Below are 18,683 nucleotides of genomic sequence, written 5' to 3' on the forward strand. Positions count from 1 at the left end.
CATGCGTACCTGGAACTCAATTTTTAGCCTAATTGCGATTTGTGGATTAGGAAATGTGGCTTTTGCCCAGTATCCAGTTATTCCAGAGGCCATGGAAAAAAAGGCCGATTCTTTGTTAAAAAGCATTGAGGAAAAGTCGGAACTGCAGTTTTTAAAGGTAAAACCCATAGTAGATGAAGAAGCCAAACATGGCAAGCCCTATATTCCATGGGCAGCAAAACCGGGTGATTTGCCACAGGCTAAATTAGCGGCCTTTCCAGGTGCGGAAGGTGGTGGAGCTTATTCATTTGGTGGCCGTGGAGGCAAAGTTTTCGTGGTAACCAATCTTAACGATTCAGGCACGGGAAGTTTACGCGAAGCCTGCGAACAAGGAGGGGCCCGTATCATTGTTTTTAATGTTGCTGGGATTATCAGATTAAAAACACCATTAATTATCCGTGCACCTTATATTACAATTGCAGGTCAAAGTGCACCTGGCGACGGAATCTGTGTTGCTGGCGAATCAGTATGGATCAATACACACGATGTGGTAATCCGCTACATGCGTTTCCGCCGTGGCCAAACCGATGTTACCCGCAGGGATGATGCCATTGGCGGTAATCCGGTAGGCAACATCATTATTGATCACGTTTCAGCAAGTTGGGGATTAGATGAAAACATGTCTATTTACCGCCATGTATACGATAAAAAAGATGGTTCTAAACCCGAAAAACTGCCAACAGTTAATGTAACCATTCAAAATTCGATATTTTCTGAAGCTTTGGATACTTATAACCATGCCTTTGGCAGTACCATTGGTGGCTTAAACTCTACGTTTATGCGCAACCTGTGGGCATCGAACATTAGCCGCAATCCTTCAGTAGGCATGTATGGCGATTTTGGTTTCGCCAATAATGTAATTTTCAACTGGTGGAACCGCAGTGCAGATGGCGGCGACAATGCATCATTTTACAGTTTCGTAAACAATTATTACAAACCGGGGCCCATTACACCTGCCGGAGAGCCAATTTCTTACCGTATCTTGAAGCCAGAATCAGGCAGGGATAAAAAATTTGCCAACGAATTTGGTAAAGCCTATATAACCGGAAATATTATTGAAGGGAATGAAAAAGTAACCAAAAATAACTGGGATGGCGGTGTTCAGCCAGAAAGCAAAAGAGATAAACAAAAATTATTAGATTCAATTCGCGTAGATAAACCTTTGCCTATGGCTAAAATCTCCATCATTGATACCAAAAAAGCATACGATTATGTTTTAGCCAATGCCGGAGCCAGTTTACCGCTGCGTGATGCTGTTGACCAACGAATTGTAAAACAGGTGGCTACAGGTAAAATTGAACATGTTGAAGATGGAAAGCTGCCCGCAAAACAGAGTTATGTGAAACGCCGTTTACCAGCCGATTCGTATAAACAGGGCATTATTTCCGACATTGCTCAAGTGGGCGGATACCCTGAATACAATGGGAAACCTTATATAGATAGCGATAACGACGGCATTCCTGATGCATGGGAAAACAAGCACGGCTTAAACCCTAAAGATGCAAAAGATGCGGCCAGAATTACAAAATCGGGATATGCTAATATTGAAGTATTTTTGAATAGCCTGGTTGATGTGAATAAAGTAAGGCCTGGGAAAGGTTAAAGATCAACTCTACCCTCCATCAACGGCCCGTCATCTCGACTGAAGCGCAGCGAAATGGAGAGATCTATCAAGAAAGATAGATTTCTCGACTGCGTTGCACTCCGCTCGAAATGACGGTAACGAGAGCGTAGTTATTAAAGCCTCTGCAAGACAAAAACAAACATTAATGCCAAAAACTAACCACATATTAAAAACCGCACAACTAAAAGCCTTACCGATTTTGGTCATTGTACTTTTGGTTGCGAATATATCCACTGCACAGAAAACAAAACCAGTAGAGCCACCAAAACCAATTTTTAAGGGCAAGGATGGTAAAATGGCTTATACTTCTGATGCGGAGGGAAACAGGATTCCTGATTTTTCGTACGCGGGCTACATGGCGGGCGAAAAACCGATCCCCAATGCTGAGGTTAAAGTATTCGTGCCGCTTTCAAAAGGTGATGCTACTTTAAGGATACAATCGGCCATTAACTATGTAGCCAAATTGCCCCTTGGCAAAGATGGTTTGCGGGGTACCGTTTTACTAGAAAAAGGCACTTATGAAGTTGCAGGAACCTTAAAAATATCAGCTTCAGGTATTGTACTGCGTGGTAGTGGCATGGGCGAAAATGGCACCAGGATTTTTGCAACCGGTTTAGACCGCATTGGGGTAATCAGAATTTTAGGTAAAAAGAACCGGGTAGATGAACAGCCCGTTTCCATAACAGATACATATGTACCTGTTAATGCCAATAAGCTTACCTTGGCTAACATTACCGGCTTTAAAGTTGGCGATCAGATCAATATCAACAGGCCATCTACCAAAGAGTGGATAGAAACCCTTAAAACAGTAGAATTTGGTGGTGGCGAAAGTGCCCTTGGCTGGAAACCCGGCACCAGAGACCTCCATTGGGATAGAAAAATAACTGCCATAAACGGAAACACGATTACTTTCGATGCACCGCTTACAACAGCGCTAGATTCGAAATTTGGTTCGGCAACCGTTACCAAATATAAATGGGATGGAAGAATTACACAATCTGGTGTCGAAAACCTAAAAATTGAATCCGATTACCACAAAGAAAACAATAAAGATGAATACCACCGTTGGACGGCCATCTGTTTAGAAAACGTAGCAGATGCTTGGGTACGTCAGGTTGTTTTTGAACATTTTGCAGGTTCTGCCGTTAATGTTTTGGAAACAGCCAAAAGAATTACTGTAGAAGATTGTAAGTCGCTTGCTCCTATTTCGGAAATTGGTGGCGAAAGACGTTTTACTTTTTTAACCACCGGACAGCAAACCCTTTTCCAAAGATTGTATTCCGAATATGGCTACCATGATTTTGCTGTAGGTTTTTGTGCTGTAGGCCCAAATGTTTTTGTTCAATGCCAATCTTACCTTCCATTTAGCTTTAGCGGTACAATTGATAGCTGGGCATCGGGCGTTCTGTTCGATATCGTAAATATTGATGGGCAAGCTTTAAGTTATTTAAACCGCGGACAGGATGGACAGGGAGCAGGCTGGAGTGCTGCCAACAGTGTTTTTTGGCAATGCAGTGCAGCTAGGGTAGATAATTATCAGCCGCCAACTGCACAAAACTGGGCTTTTGGTACTTGGGCGCAATTTTCGGGCAATGGCTATTGGGACATGTCGAACGAGCAGATCCAACCCCGGAGCTTATATTATGCGCAGTTAAAAGATAGGATTGGCAATGATGCTGAAGCCAGAAATTTTGTGCTTCCCGTCGAAACAGAAGCATCAAGCAGCCCTCCGGTTGATGTTGCTCTGAAATTAACCAAACTGGCCTACAAACCCGCTTTAACAGTTTCCGAATATATCGATTCGGCATTATACCGGAATAAAATACCTACCGATGCAGGCCAGGCAAAGAGCATAGATAAAATTGGTTTGGATAATGCCAAGCAGCCACTTCTTGCTGCTGCAATGCAGATCAAAAACGGCTGGCTAACCCGGGGCAATGAAATGGTTACAGGCAACCGCCAGGACGTACCTTGGTGGAATGGCAGTGCCCGTCCTTATGGATTAAAAAACACCAAATTCCATATTACCCGTTTTGTACCTGGCCGAGCAGGCAATGGTTTAACTGATGATCTGGACGAAATTACCGACTCCATGAAAAATGGTACTGTTAAAATTCTCGACCACAATTATGGCCTTTGGTATGATAGGAGGAGAGACGACCACGAACGCATCCGCCGTATGGATGGAGAAGTTTGGGCGCCTTTTTACGAACTGCCTTTTGCCCGGAGCGGTCAGGATAAAGCCTGGGATGGTCTGAGCAAATACGACATTACCAAATACAACCTTTGGTACTGGGACAGGCTAAAGCAATTTGCCAACCTCGCCGATCAAAAAGGCCTTGTACTGATCCACGAAAATTATTTTCAGCACAACATTATCGAAGCGGGCGCACACTATGCCGATTTCCCATGGCGTACGGCCAACAACATCAACAACACCGGCTTTCCAGAACCTGTTCCTTATGCTGGCGACAAACGTATTTTTATGGCAGAGCAGTTTTACGATATTAGCAACGAACACCGCAAAGCCATCCACAAAGCTTACATCAGAAAATGCCTCGAAAACTTTGATGGCAATACAGGTGTAATCCAATTAATCGGTGCCGAATTTACCGGGCCGCTGCATTTTGTTCAATTCTGGATCGATACCATTAAAGAATGGGAAAAAGAAACCGGTAAGCACCCCATTATTGGTCTAAGTGTTACCAAAGATGTTCAGGATGCCATTTTAGCTGATCCCAAACGTGCAGGAATTGTCGATGTAATCGATATCAGGTACTGGCATTACCAAGCAGATGGAACGGCTTATGCACCACAGGGCGGGTTAAGTTTGGCCCCAAGGCAGCATGCCCGTTTGTTAAAGCCCAAGAAAACATCTTTCGAAGAAGTTTACCATGCAGTTTCAGAGTACAAAAACAAGTTTCCCGAAAAAGCGGTAATCTACTCAGGCGATAGTTACGATAGTTTTGGCTGGGCCATTCTCATGGCCGGAGGCTCGCTATCCAACGTTCAATATCTCGATAAAGCTGTGCTTAATGCAGTTTCGGGCATGAAAACATTTGTTCCAGCAGGAAATAATAAAAAACTGTACGGCCTTGAAAATAAGGGTAAAGCTTATCTTTTATACAATGCATCAACTGAACCTGCAAGCTTAGATTTAAGCCAAAGCTCCGGAAAATTCAATGTAAAAATATGGAGCACCAAAACCGGAAAAATACTTAAAGAAGAGAAAATAAATGGAGGTGCTGTTGTTAAAATCAATAAAACTGCATCGGCAGATGAAGTAATCCTCATCAATAAAATTTAGACTATGACGCTTAAAACCAACATATATCTACTATCAATCATGTGCCTATTTGCACTAGGCTGTAAAAAGAAACCTAAGTTCGGCGATAAAAGCTTGTTGGTTTCCGAAAACGGACGCTATTTAACCACGGGAGATGGCAAACCTTTCTTTTGGCTGGCAGATACCGGCTGGCTATTGTTTGGCAGGTTAAACCGCGAAGAAGCCAACACCTATCTGGAAGATAGAAAACAGAAAGGTTTTAATGTAATACAGGTTATGGTACTGCACGATGTACCCTCGCGCAATGTGTACCTGGATTCTTCAGTAGTACATGCCGATGTATCCAAACCCGCTATTACCCCAGGCAGCAATTACAAAGATTCTGTAGCTTACGATTATTGGGACCATGTAGATTATATTGTAGACAAAGCGGCCGAAAAGGGTCTTTACATGGCTTTAGTACCGGTTTGGGGAACGAACGTGAAAACTGGAAAGGTTAAAGAAGCACAGGCAAAAGTTTATGCTGAATTTTTGGCAAAAAGATACCGCGATAAATGGAACATTATCTGGCTAAACGGTGGAGATATTAAAGGAAGCGATGGCCTAAAAGTTTGGAATGCCATTGGCCAAACGTTAAGGGCTAATGATCCAAATCATTTAATTACTTTCCACCCAAGGGGCAGAACGGCTTCATCGCAATGGTTCCACAATGCCAATTGGTCTGATTTCGATATGGTTCAATCGGGCCACCGGCGTTACGACCAGGACACATCCAAGAATGAGAAATTACATTATGGCGAAGACAACTGGAAATACATCGAAGCCGATTATAAGCTCAAACCTATAAAACCAACCATCGATGGAGAACCATCTTACGAAGATATTCCGCAAGGTTTGCACGATACCACACAACCACGCTGGACCGATGCCGACGTAAGAAGATATGGATATTGGTCGGTTTTTGCTGGAGCATTTGGCTATACCTATGGCCATAATTCGGTAATGCAGATGTATAAATTTACCGATAAAAAGCCTGCCTATGGTCCTAAAGATCAATGGATAACAGCCATTAATGCTCCCGGAGCAAAACAGATGCAGTATTTAAAGGATTTAATGCTCTCGCGTACCTATTTCGACCGTGTGCCCGATCAAACTTTAGTTGCAGGAAAAAATGGCGAGAAATACGACCGTGTTCTGGCTACCCGTGGCGAAGAATATGCCATGTTTTATACCTACACAGGCAGAAATTTTAGCGTACAGTTAGGCAAAATAGATGGCGATGAAGTAAAGGCTTCGTGGTTTGACCCCAGAAACGGAAAAATTACGCCTATTGGTGAATTTGAAAATAAAGGAATAAAAGAGTTTAACCCTCCAGGAGAGCCTGCAAATGGTAATGATTGGGTTTTAGTATTGGATGAACTATAGATAATCGTCATTTCGACTGGAGTGAAACGGAATGTAGAAATCTATAGAATTGATCAATAGATTTCTCCACTACGGTCGAAATGACGATCAATTAAAAAATAAAAAAAGTGTTTAAAAACAACATCATATCATCACTTCGTTTAGCCATTATTGGCCTGTTTTTGTGTGGATTAGCCTCCTGCTCAAAACAAGGCTACTTATTCACCTCATTCCACGAGCCTGCTACTGATGGTTTAAGATTGCTATACAGCTATGATGCCTACCATTGGACGGATTTAAACCAAACCTTTCTAAAGCCTGCCATTGGCACGCAGAAAGTATTGCGAGATCCATCAATTGTTCAAGGCCCCGATGGCACTTTCCATCTGGTTTGGACATGCAGCTGGAAAGGAGATAAAGGGTTTGGTTATGCAAGCTCCAAAGATCTGATTAACTGGACCGAACAGAAATTTCTGCCCGTAATGGAAAGTGAGCCAAAAACGGTAAATGTTTGGGCACCCGAAATTTTTTACAATGATGAAAAAAAAGAGTTTGTAATTATTTGGGCATCAACCATTCCTTTCCGTTTTGCAAAAGGCATTGAAGATGAAGACAATAACCACCGCATGTACAGCATTACCACAAAGGATTTTGTAAGCTTTTCCAAACCGGAACTGTTTTTGGATCCAGGTTTTAGTGTTATCGATGCCGTAATTGTAAAGCGGGCCAGCAAAGATTATGTATTGGTTTTGAAAGATAATACGCGCCCCAACAGAAATTTAAAAGTGGCTTTTTCAAAAAATGCCTTAGGCCCTTACGAAAAGGTTTCGGAAACATTTAGTCCGAAATTAACCGAAGGTCCCACTGTTGTAAAAACAGGCAATAACTGGTTAATCTATTTTGATGCTTACGGCCAAAAGATTTACTCAGCTTATAAAACTGCTGATTTTAAATCTTTTAAAGATGTTACTTCGGAAGTTTCCATACCTGAAGGACACAAACATGGAACGATTATAAAAGTGAAAAAGAAAGTGATTGAGGATTTATTGAATAATAGATAATCTCTGAAATGGCCGTCATGCTGAATTCATTTCAGCATCTCCAGCCACTAATATAGATGCTGAAACAAGTTCAGCATGACGATAAATTTTAAAATAATAAATGAAAATATTTAACATAATTAGTTTAGCCCTACCATTTACACTAGCCGTATCCAGCGCGCTGGCGCAAGATACCGTGCGCTACACTGGTAAAACGCTGGTTAATGCCGATTATCACCACGGGCAGCTAGCACCAGTGGTTGGTGTGCACAATATCCAAACCTTTAGGGCAAACAGAGAACATCCCGAACTGGCCGAAAATTTTGGCTGGACTTACAACCATGCGCCCATGCTGGCTTATTGGAACAACAAATTTTATGTAGAATATTTAAGTGATAAGGTTGGAGAAAGCATTCCGCCGGGGCAAACCTTATTGCAATCATCAAAAGATGGGTATACCTGGACTAAACCCGATGTGGTTTTTCCGGTTTACCGTATTCCCGATGGAACTACCAAAGCGGGTAGAACCGATGTTGCCAAAGATTTGGATGCCGTAATGCACCAAAGAATGGGCTTTTATGTTTCTACCAAGAATGTTTTCCTGGTGCTGGGTTTTTACGCCATTAGTTTCGATGCCAAAGACGATCCGAACGATGGACATGGAATTGGCCGCGCGGTTAGGGAAATTCAGGCCGATGGTAAATATGGTCCAATTTATTTTATCCACTACAATCCAGGTTATTCAGAAAAAAACACGAAGTATCCTTATTATACCAAAAGCAAAAGCAAAGCTTTTATTGAAGCCTGTAACGAGTTGTTGGCTAATAAATTAATGACCCAACAATGGAATGAAGAGGCTGATAGCAAAGACCCATTAATTACGCTTCAAAAACAGTATAAAGCCTTTAGCTATTATCATTTACCTGATGGACGAGTGGTTGGCCTGTGGAAGAATGCCTTAACTGCCATTAGTAACGATAACGGTAAAAGTTGGCCCGAAAATGCATCGCGTGCGCCCGGTTTTGTAAACAGTAATGCCAAAATCTGGGGTCAAAAAACTGCCGATGGGAACTATGCAACTGTTTATAACCCTTCAGAGTACAGGTGGCCTTTGGCTATATCTACCAGTAAAAATGGTTTAGATTACACCGATCTATCTTTGGTTAACGGCGAAATCACGCCTATGCGTTATGGCGGCAACTATAAATCGTATGGTCCGCAGTACGTACGCGGTATTGAAGAAGGAAATGGAAAACCGGCTGATGGCAAACTGTGGGTTACTTACAGCATGAATAAAGAAGATATTTGGGTATCGGCCATTCCTGTACCAGTTGCAACCAAGGTTGATAAACACATTAATGATGATTTTGGTAAAATGCCAGCCGATAAGGCATTAGCCTTTTGGAATATTTACAGCCCGCTTTGGGCACCCGTTAAAATAGAAGGTGGGGCCTTGATATTAAAAGATAAAGATCCTTTCGATTATGCCAAAGCCGAACGTTTATTCCCAGCAACAAGAAAAATAATCACCTCATTTTCTGTTACGCCAAAGCAAAGCGATTTCGGTCTGCTGGAAATTGAATTGCAAGATAACAAAGGAATGGCTACAGTACGGCTAACCTTCGATACTGCTGGCACGTTGAGCGCTAAAGCCGGGGCACGCTATAAAAATTTCATGAAGTACGAATCAGGTAAAACCTACGATATTAAACTGAAATTAGATGCTTTTACCCGCTTTTACACCATTACCGTTAACGGAAAAGAGGTTTTAACCAGTTTGGCTTTCCAACCTGTTGCCGAGGTTTCGCGTATTGTTTTCCGAACAGGTGATGTACGCCGCTTTCCTGATGTAGATACCCCTGCAGATCAGACCTACGATTTAAAGAATGCTGGTGAATCTGAGCCAAAGGAAGCTGTTTATTCAATCAAATACTTAAAAACGGAGGAATTTTGAGAAAGTTGACAGTTTACAGTTCTGAGTTTGCAGTTTTTCGCTCATTGCGTTTCTTTGGATTCGTCATTCCGACCGTAGCGGAGGAATCTTTTAAGCAAACTATTAAGATTTCTCGGCCACGTTGCACTTCGCTCGAAATGACGATAATCATTGCGCTTTTATCTTTTTTTTCGCTTACCGCCAACGCCAAAATCCTGTTGCCGCAAATTTTATCCAGCAATATGGTGCTGCAACGCGATAAACCCATCAACATTTGGGGTTTTGCTGCTGAAGGCGAAAAAATTGAAGTAAGCTTTGCCGGTCAGAAAAAGCAGACAGTAACTGATAAAAATGGAAATTGGGCGGTTGCGCTTAATCCTTTAAAAACATCGGCCATGCCACAAACCATGACTATTTCTGGTTCTAATAAAATCGAATTGACCAATATTTTGGTAGGAGAGGTTTGGTTATGCTCAGGTCAATCCAATATGGAATATGCCATGCGCAAGCTTGCTAAAATTCCGAAGCCTAAAAATGACAAACTGGGCTTTCCGGCCGATGAAGTAGCAAAAGCCAATAACAGCCAGATCAGGATTTTTCTCGTTAACCGTAAAACCTTGGGCAAACCGGATTCAGTGCATAAAAGCTGGAGTGTGGCACAAGATTCGGCCTTAAAGGCTTTTTCAGCTGTAGGTTATTTCTTTGCCAAAGAATTACAGCAAAAACTGGGTGTTCCGGTAGGGGTAATTTCTTCGGCAGTACCCGGCAGTGCTATTGAACCTTGGATTAGCCAAGAGGCATTTGCTACAGAGCGCTATTTCAAAAACGAAAAGGTAGGCAACGATCCAGGCAAATTTTATATCCCGATGATTGAGCCGCTTACCAAATTTAAGATCAATGGCTTTTTATGGTATCAGGGTGAAACCAATTGCTTTTTGAACGAAAACATCAGCTATGCTTATAAGATGAAAACGATGATTAACCTTTGGCGCAAAGCCTGGGGTGAAAACAATTTGCCTTTTTATTATGTGCAGATTGCGCCTTTCGATTATAGTAAGCAAAAAAGTGATAAAGTAGTATTAACCGCTGATACAGAGCCTGCTTTTTGGGAAGCACAGGAACAGATTTTACGCTTGCCCAATACCGGAATGATTTCAACTTCCGACTTAAAAGACAATGGTGGCGATTTACACCCAACCTATAAATGGGAGGTAGGCAGACGTTTGGCACTTTTAGCTTTAGGGAAAACCTACAATCAAAAAATAGATTTTTCAGGGCCGATCCTAAAGAAAAAAAGAATCTATTTGCAATATGTTATCTTAAGTTTCGATTACTTAAAGTACTATGTTTCTCACAACATGGATGAATTTACAGGTTTTGAAATTGCAGGTAAGGATGGTAAATTTATTAAGGCACAAGCTTTTAGAAAAGGAACAGAAGTAATCGTTTTTTCTAAAGAAATCACCAGACCAAAATCAGTACGCTACAATTGGACAGAAAATCCATCAGGAAATTTTTACGGCAATGGCCTGCCAGCCTTGCCATTTAGAACCGACAATCCATTAACCAGCACATTTAAACCCAATTAATGAAACTTAGATTTATACTTTTCCTGTATTTGATAACCATGTTCTGCTCAGTTAAAGCACAGCAAACGGAGAAATTATATCTATCGGGTACGGGTAACGATAATACAGTAAATTGGGACTTCTTTTGTACCGAAGGCATGAATTCGGGCAAATGGACAACCATTCCTGTTCCTTCTAACTGGGAGCTGCAAGGCTTTGGTAAATACAATTACGGTTTCAATAAAGAAGAAAACAAAGGCAAGGAACAAGGCCTTTACAAATACACATTCAATGTTCCCACTGCCTGGAAAAATAAGGAAATCAATATCGTTTTTGAAGGCTCAATGACCGATACTGAAGTCAAAATTAACGGTAAGCTGGCGGGAGAGATCCACCAGGGTTCATTTTATGTTTTTAAATACAACATTTCTAAACTGATTAAATTTGGTGCCGATAATTTACTTGAAGTAAAAGTAGCTAAACATTCTGCCAATGAATCGGTTAATAACGCCGAACGTAAGGCCGATTTTTGGATTTTCGGTGGTATTTTTAGACCAGTTTATCTCGAATCATGTCCACAAACCCATATTGATAGGGTTCAGATTGACGCGAAAGCTAATGGAAGTTTAAATGCCAACCTTTTCTACACCGGCGATGCCGATAAAATCGAGGTTGAACTTTTGGGAAAAGATGGCAAGCGGTTTGGCGAAAGGTTTAGCACATCGATTAAAAAAGGAAGCCAGAACTTACAGTTGAGCCATCAGTTTACTAACCCAGCATTATGGTCGTCTGAATTTCCGAATCTTTACACAGCATTTTTTACCTTAATCAAGAACGGGAAAGAAATCCATCAGCTCACCAAGAAAATCGGTTTCAGAACGGTGGAAGTTAAAGAACGTGACGGTGTGTATGTGAACGGTGTAAAAATGAAATTTAAAGGGGTAAACCGCCATTCTTTCTATCCATCTTCAGGTAGAACAACCAGTAAAAAAATCAGTATTGCAGATGTTTTATTGATGAAGGAAATGAATATGAATGCCGTGCGCATGTCGCATTACCCACCTGATGGTCACTTTTTAGACGTTTGCGATTCGCTTGGCTTATTTGTAATGGATGAACTGGCAGGATGGCACGGAACATACAACACCCCAACCGGCACCAAATTATTTAAACAAATGATGGCCAACGACGAAAACCATCCATCTATTATATTTTGGGCAAATGGCAATGAAGGCGGCCATAACCGCGAACTAGATCACCTTTTCTCGGAGAACGATATCCAAAAAAGGCCGTTAATCCATCCCTGGGAAGTTTTTAGCGGTTTCGAAACCACACATTACCGCGAATTTAACTACGGCATTGGAAACTACGATCATGGCCATAACATTTTAATGCCTACCGAGTTCCTTCACGGGATGTGGGATGGTGGACATGGCGCTGGTATTGAAGATTATTGGAATGCCATGTGGACCAATCCACTTTCTGCAGGTGGTTTTCTTTGGGATTTTGCAGATCAGGCGGTAGTACGTACCGATAAAAATGGTGAGCTGGATACCGACGGAAATCATGGTCCAGATGGAATTGTAGGGCCATACCATGAAAAGGAGGGCAGTTTTTATACCATTAAAGAAGTTTGGAGTCCGGTTTTTGTAGAGAAAAGAGAAATGACTGCCGGGTTTGACGGTTCATTTTTATTAGAGAACCGTTATGCCTTTACCAACCTCAATCAATGCACTTTCAGCTGGAAATTGAAAAAACTGAAGGCAGGAGAAGATGCACAATTTAAAGCGGGCAAAATTGATGCGCCAAATGTAAAACCTTTTGAAAAAGGTAAACTGCAGTTCATCTTACCAACCGACTGGAGAACTTTTGATGCCTTATACCTCACCGCAAATGGACCTGATGGCAAAGAATTGTTTACCTGGAGTTTCCCAATTGCATTACCTAAAGATGATGCAGCGAAGATTGTGGTAAAAACGGGCGCTTCTAAAATAATTTTAAAAGAAACAGCAACGGCTTTCGAGGTTAAGGCAAATGGAATCGATTTCAGCCTTGATAAAACTACCGGTTTACTGCAAGAGGCCAAAAATAGCAAAGGACTAATTCCATTTTCAAACGGCCCTATTTTACAGGAAGGCGTTAATAATTTCAAGAATTTCACTGCCAAAATGGACGGCGATAACCTGATCATTTCTTCAAAGTTTGATAAAAAGGAGAGTTATAACACATTGCAATGGACCATTTATCCATCAGGCTGGCTAAAAATGGAAGTGAAATATTTTCCTTCAGCTTACTTTACCACTTTTGTTGGCTTAAATTTTTCTTACCCCGAATCAGAAATTAAATCGGTAGCATACAAAGGAAACGGCCCCTACAGGGTTTGGAAAAACAGGATGAAAGGAACGCAGTTTGGGATCTGGAACAAGGCTTATAACAATTCGGCCACAGGCGAAGCACCTTGGCAGTACCCCGAATTTAAAGGCTATTATTCGAATATGTACTGGTGCGAATTTGTGGGCAAGCAACAATCTTTTAAAGTAGTAACCGATCAGGAAGACGTGTTTTTAAGGTTATTTACCCCAAAGAAATCGAAAGATACCGAGTATGATAATATGAGTCCGACATTTCCTAATGGCGATATTTCTTTTATGAACGGAATTTCGGCCATAGGCACAAAAACCCAAAAGCCAGAAACAACCGGCCCAATGGGCATGAGACACGTATTTTATGATTTTGATAAAGAACCAAGCAGGGCATTGAATATGACTTTATACTTTGATTTTTCTATCAATAATTAACCACAGATGGATAAGATAGACACAGATAAAAACACATGTAATCGAAATATGTGCGTAATTGGCAAAAACAATCGGTGAAATCCATAAATCGGGGTAATCACTTAAAAATAATGAACATTAAAATATACATAGCGATCATCAGCATTTGGCTACTACCATTATCAAAATCGGTGGCACAGGTTAGCCTGCAGCATACCACCTGCGAAATGCTGGAGAATCCTTTAGGCATTGATGTTTTAAAGCCACGCTTGGCCTGGCAGCTGATTTCTAATCAGCGCAATGTAATGCAAACAGCTTATCAGGTTCTGGTTTCATCAACACCCGAAAAACTGCAAGCTAATGAAGGCGATTTATGGGATTCAGGAAAAGTTAACGGGCAGGAATCTATTCAGGTCATTTATAACGGCAAACCGCTCAAAAGTCGCACAAAAGCCTATTGGAAGGTTAAAGTATGGACCAACGTGGGCCAAAGTGAATGGTCGGCCGATAACTATTTCACCATGGGCTTATTGTACTACAAAGATTGGCCAAAAGGCTGGATCGGTTTCGACAGAGCATTCCCATGGGATAATATCAAAACAGATTCGCGCTTATCAGCAAGGTATTTTAGAAAGGAGTTTCAAGTTGGCAAAAAAATCAAATATGCTACGGCTTCCATTATTGGTTTAGGCTTGTACGAACTGTATATCAATGGCAAAAAGGTTGGAAACGATGTTTTGGCACCCACAGCAACCGATTATACCAAAAACGTAAAATACAACACTTTCGATGTAACCGCTTACATCCAGGATGGGAAAAATGCTGTGGGAACCATTTTAGGAAACGGACGCTTTTTTGCCATGAGGCAGCACAGTAAGCCCTATAAAATTAAAACATTTGGCTTCCCGAAAATGCTGATGAATATCAATATTGTTTATACGGATGGCACAACAGCAAATATTGATACAGACGATAGCTGGAAAGGCACTGCCGATGGGCCAATACGCACCAACAACGAATATGATGGCGAAGAGTATGATGCCACCAAAGAAGCGGCTGGCTGGAACAAAGTTGGCTTTGACGATAGCAAATGGCTAAAAGCAGAGTTTGTACAAGAGCCAACCGGAGTTATTGAAGCCCAAATGAACGAGAACATGAAGGTGATGAATACCCTTACACCTGTTTCCATTACCAAACTGGCAGGCGGAAGGTACATACTCGATATGGGCCAGAATATGGTGGGCTGGCTGCAGATTAAAGTAAAAGGAATTAAGGGAAAACAGATCAAATTGCGCTTTGCCGAATCTTTGCAAAGCAATGGCGAGCTTTTTACAGCCAATCTGCGCGATGCAAAATGCACTGATCTGTACACCTTAAAAGGCGGCGAACAGGAAACCTGGGAACCCACATTTGTGTACCGTGGTTTCAGGTATGTTGAACTTTCGGGCTATACCTATGCGCCAAGCACACAAGACTTTACAGGTAAGCTAATTTACGATAACATGCAAACCATCGGAACCTTTGAAACCTCGAATCCTTTAACCAACCAGATTTTTAAAAACGCCTGGTGGGGCATTGCGGGCAACTATAAAGGCATCCCGATTGATTGTCCTCAGCGCAATGAGCGCATGCCCTGGCTGGGCGATAGAGGCGCTGTTGCGCACGGTGAGAGCTTTTTGTTTGATAATGGTAGGTTTTATGCCAAATGGTTGGAAGATATCCGGAATGCCCAAAAAGAAGATGGTGCCATCCCCGATGTTGCCCCTGCGTTTTGGCGTTATTACAGCGACAATATGAGCTGGCCGGGCACTATTGTTCTAATTTCCGAAATGCTTTACAACCAAACCGGTAATGTTAATGCTGTACGCGATAATTATCCTGCGATGAAAAAGTGGTTGGCTTACATGCAGGATCGGTATATGAATGATTATATTCTTACCAAAGATAGCTATGGCGACTGGTGCATGCCGCCCATAACCATTGAAGCCGGAAGAGGCAAAAGCGCTGATAAAAAATATCCATCTGAGTTAATTTCTACCGCTTACTATTATCATTTTATGGAATTGATGATGAAATTTAGCCGGGTGCTGGGCAACGAAACCGATTATAAGGAATTCGAGCAATTGGCCGGTCAGATTAAAGCTGCATTCAATAAGAAATACTACCATGAAAAGGGCTTTTATGCAGACAATAATCTAACCAACAACATAATTCCGCTTTATTTCGGCATGGTACCTAAAGAAAATGTTGAATTGGTTTTTAAAAACATTGTGTATACTGTAGAAGTAACCAATAAAGGCCATTTGAGTAACGGTTTAGTGGGGGTGCAATGGCTGATGCGCTGTTTAAACGATTATGGCCGACCTGATTTGGCTTACACCATTGCTACGCAAAAAACTTACCCGAGCTGGGGCTACATGGTTGATAATGGAGCCACAACCATATGGGAATTGTGGAACGGCAATACTTCCGACCCAAAAATGAATTCGCAAAACCATGTGATGATGCTTGGCGATTTATTGATCTGGTATTACGAAAACCTGGCAGGGATTAAGGCAGAAAGTCCTGCGTTTAAGAACATCACCATGAAACCTGAAATGATTAATGAGTTAAATGCTGTAACTGCCACTTATCAATCTGTTTATGGTTTAATTAAAAGCAGTTACACCAAAACACCAAGGCAGTTTAATTGGAAAATAGCTGTTCCACCAAATACGAGGGCGACGGTTTATATACCAGCAAATAACAAAAATGAGGTTAGCGAGCAATTGGGCTCAATAAAGGATTTAAAATTTATAAAAATGGAGGATAACAGAGCGATTTATGAGGTTGGCTCAGGTGATTATGATTTTGTTGTGAAAGGGAAATAAGGTTGCTTATCGTCCTTCCCAACTAGATTGGGAATCGTAATGCTTGAGTAGGGTTGCAGATTGCATTAAGATTCCCGCCTGCGCGGGAATGACGCGAATTTTAAATGTGTAAATGCTACACAGCCGAGATAACGCACCTTTGCACACTATACCAAATTATACAAAACCAATATAAAATAATATGATGAGAAAGATTTTAAAACCATTTATACTGATCAGCTTACTGATGATTTCAGTAAATACATTCAGCCAAACGAAAGATTTTGCTGCGCCCGAGGAAATTACCACCAAAGCAAAAGAATGGGTTACTGCGTTAAATTTAACCGATGCAGCAAAAAAATCGGCAGTGGAAAATGTAATCGCCGTGCATTTAACAAGTATTCGCGACTGGCACAATGCCCATCCTGCATCAACTGTCCCTGATGGGATAAACCCTGTTACCGGAAACAAATTGAGCGATCTGGATAAGCAGATCATCGCTGACTCGGCTATTCCTGCCTCCGTTCATCAATCTTTAATGGATGGATTAAATAAAAACCTAAGCCCCGAGCAAGTAGAAACCATTTTGGATAAATACACCATTGGCAAGATAGCGTTTACGATGAAAGGTTACAAAGCCATTGTTACCGATTTAACAGCCGATGAAGAAGCCAAAATTTTGACTTTTTTAAAACAGGCGCGCGAGCAGGCGGTAGATTATAAAAGCATGAAACAGATCTCGGCCATTTTTGAAATTTACAAAACCAAATCTGAGCAGCTGCTGAACAACAATGGCCGCAGTTGGAGAGCCCTGTATAGCGCATATACCAAGAAAATTAAAGACGAAAAAGCCGCAAAAGCCAAACAGTAAGAAAAGCTGCATCGCCTCATCATCATTCCCGCGCAGGCGGGAATTTTAAAGCGGTAGATATTCCCTTTGTATTAAGATTCTCAGTCGACCTGAGAATGACGTTCTAGAGACCTATTGAAATTGACAAATAATAACCATGCTAAAAAGAAAAATATACATTGCCTTCAACCTCATCATAGCACTAAGCCTCAGCGCTAATGCCCAGGTAGAAAAGTGGCAAACCGGAATTGTAAAGCAAGAGTTTCTTTACGATAAAGCTCCTTTTCCATCATGCCATTCAGCAACTATTGCCGAAACACCTACCGGCTTAGTGGCTTCATTTTTTGGCGGAACTAAAGAACGTAACCCCGATGTAGAAATTTACATTAGCCGTTTTGTTGATGGGAAGTGGCTAGCGCCTGTATCGGCAGCCAACGGCATTCAGCCAGATGGCAAAAGATTGCCGACATGGAACCCTGTGTTGTATCAGGTTCCGGGAGGAGATTTATTGTTGTTTTATAAAATTGGACCTAAACCTTCCGAATGGTGGGGAATGATGAAAACCTCAAAAGATGGAGGCAAAACATGGTCGGAAGCTAGCAAATTGCCGAACGTAAATATTGGCCCGGTTAAAAACAAACCTGTTTTATTGAGCAACGGAAACCTTTTTGCTTCATCGAGCAGAGAAGGAGATGGCTGGAAAATCCATTTTGAAGTAACCAATGATAATGGACAAACCTGGCGTACTGTTGGTCCATTAACCGAAAACGGGATTAAAGCCATTCAGCCCAGCATATTGCAGCACGGAAACGGCAAACTACAAATTTTGGCCAGAACAGCTAACCGTGCCATTGCCGAATCGTGGTCTACAGACAATGGAGAAACCTGGACACCTATGACTAAAACTGCATTGCCCAATAACAATTCGGGTACCGATGCCGTAACCATGAAAGATGGCCGCCACGTTTTGGTGTATAACCACGTTTTGCCTCCGGGCGATTTGGCAAAAGGAGCAAGAACACCTTTAAATGTTTCTGTTTCTAAAGATGGTAAAGAATGGTATGCGGCATTAATACTCGAAGATTCGCCGATTAGCCAATATTCTTATCCGGCCGTTATTCAAACCGCTGATGGTATGCTACATTTTATTTATACCTGGAGAAGGGAAAAAATTAAACATGTGGTTGTCGATCCGTCGAAACTTAAATTAAAAAAGATTAAAAACGGTATTTGGCCAAAACTGAACGGTTACACAGCTCCGGTAATTACTGAAACCAAAAACGAGGAACCATGAGAAATTTAAAAATCACCAT

The 18,683-nt window shown here is 41.6% G+C and carries 10 protein-coding genes; all 10 read left to right on the forward strand.

Going from position 1 to position 18,683, the window contains the following annotated elements; all coding sequences use genetic code 11:
* The first annotated feature begins 1 nt into the window (after position 1).
* Positions 2-1,642: a polysaccharide lyase gene (locus ACS5PU_RS05040; protein WP_439458183.1), complete on the forward strand. Its 1,641-nt coding sequence runs from the start codon at positions 2-4 to the stop codon at positions 1,640-1,642.
* A 166-nt stretch (positions 1,643-1,808) separates the two neighbouring features.
* The gene (locus ACS5PU_RS05045; RefSeq protein ID WP_439458184.1) at positions 1,809-4,970 is read left to right on the forward strand and encodes a DUF6298 domain-containing protein; all 3,162 of its coding nucleotides are present in this window, start codon (positions 1,809-1,811) and stop codon (positions 4,968-4,970) included.
* Between the two features lie 3 nt (positions 4,971-4,973).
* Positions 4,974-6,374: a glycoside hydrolase family 140 protein gene (locus ACS5PU_RS05050; RefSeq protein ID WP_439458185.1), complete on the forward strand. Its 1,401-nt coding sequence runs from the start codon at positions 4,974-4,976 to the stop codon at positions 6,372-6,374.
* 107 nt (positions 6,375-6,481) lie between these two features.
* Positions 6,482-7,414, forward strand: a complete 933-nt coding sequence (locus tag ACS5PU_RS05055) for a glycoside hydrolase family 43 protein (protein ID WP_439458186.1) — start codon at positions 6,482-6,484, stop codon at positions 7,412-7,414.
* Between the two features lie 100 nt (positions 7,415-7,514).
* Positions 7,515-9,347, forward strand: coding sequence for a six-hairpin glycosidase (locus ACS5PU_RS05060; protein ID WP_439458187.1), 1,833 nt, complete (start codon positions 7,515-7,517; stop codon positions 9,345-9,347).
* Between the two features lie 137 nt (positions 9,348-9,484).
* Positions 9,485-10,915: a sialate O-acetylesterase gene (locus ACS5PU_RS05065; protein WP_439458188.1), complete on the forward strand. Its 1,431-nt coding sequence runs from the start codon at positions 9,485-9,487 to the stop codon at positions 10,913-10,915.
* Positions 10,915-13,692, forward strand: coding sequence for a glycoside hydrolase family 2 TIM barrel-domain containing protein (locus ACS5PU_RS05070; RefSeq protein WP_439458189.1), 2,778 nt, complete (start codon positions 10,915-10,917; stop codon positions 13,690-13,692). Before ACS5PU_RS05065 ends, ACS5PU_RS05070 begins: the two co-directional genes overlap by 1 nt.
* Before the next feature lie 110 nt (positions 13,693-13,802).
* A complete protein-coding gene (locus tag ACS5PU_RS05075; RefSeq protein ID WP_439458190.1) occupies positions 13,803-16,541 on the forward strand; it encodes a family 78 glycoside hydrolase catalytic domain in 2,739 nt (912 codons plus the stop codon).
* 181 nt (positions 16,542-16,722) lie between these two features.
* Positions 16,723-17,391, forward strand: a complete 669-nt coding sequence (locus ACS5PU_RS05080; RefSeq protein WP_439458191.1) for a DUF3826 domain-containing protein — start codon at positions 16,723-16,725, stop codon at positions 17,389-17,391.
* Positions 17,392-17,527: 136 nt separating this feature from the next.
* On the forward strand, positions 17,528-18,664 hold the full coding sequence (locus ACS5PU_RS05085) for a sialidase family protein (RefSeq protein WP_439458192.1): 1,137 nt from the start codon (positions 17,528-17,530) through the stop codon (positions 18,662-18,664).
* Positions 18,665-18,683: the final 19 nt, after the last annotated feature.

Source organism: Pedobacter sp. GSP4 (assembly GCF_051857575.1).
Classification (GTDB): Bacteria; Bacteroidota; Bacteroidia; order Sphingobacteriales; family Sphingobacteriaceae; genus Pedobacter.

Coding starts and splice junctions, on each gene's coding strand:
- ACS5PU_RS05040 (WP_439458183.1), top strand. CDS start 2: ATGCGTACCTGGAACTCAATTTTTAGCCTAATTGCGATTTGTGGATTA.
- ACS5PU_RS05045 (WP_439458184.1), top strand. CDS start 1,809: ATGCCAAAAACTAACCACATATTAAAAACCGCACAACTAAAAGCCTTA.
- ACS5PU_RS05050 (WP_439458185.1), top strand. CDS start 4,974: ATGACGCTTAAAACCAACATATATCTACTATCAATCATGTGCCTATTT.
- ACS5PU_RS05060 (WP_439458187.1), top strand. CDS start 7,515: ATGAAAATATTTAACATAATTAGTTTAGCCCTACCATTTACACTAGCC.
- ACS5PU_RS05065 (WP_439458188.1), top strand. CDS start 9,485: ATGACGATAATCATTGCGCTTTTATCTTTTTTTTCGCTTACCGCCAAC.
- ACS5PU_RS05070 (WP_439458189.1), top strand. CDS start 10,915: ATGAAACTTAGATTTATACTTTTCCTGTATTTGATAACCATGTTCTGC.
- ACS5PU_RS05075 (WP_439458190.1), top strand. CDS start 13,803: ATGAACATTAAAATATACATAGCGATCATCAGCATTTGGCTACTACCA.
- ACS5PU_RS05080 (WP_439458191.1), top strand. CDS start 16,723: ATGATGAGAAAGATTTTAAAACCATTTATACTGATCAGCTTACTGATG.
- ACS5PU_RS05085 (WP_439458192.1), top strand. CDS start 17,528: ATGCTAAAAAGAAAAATATACATTGCCTTCAACCTCATCATAGCACTA.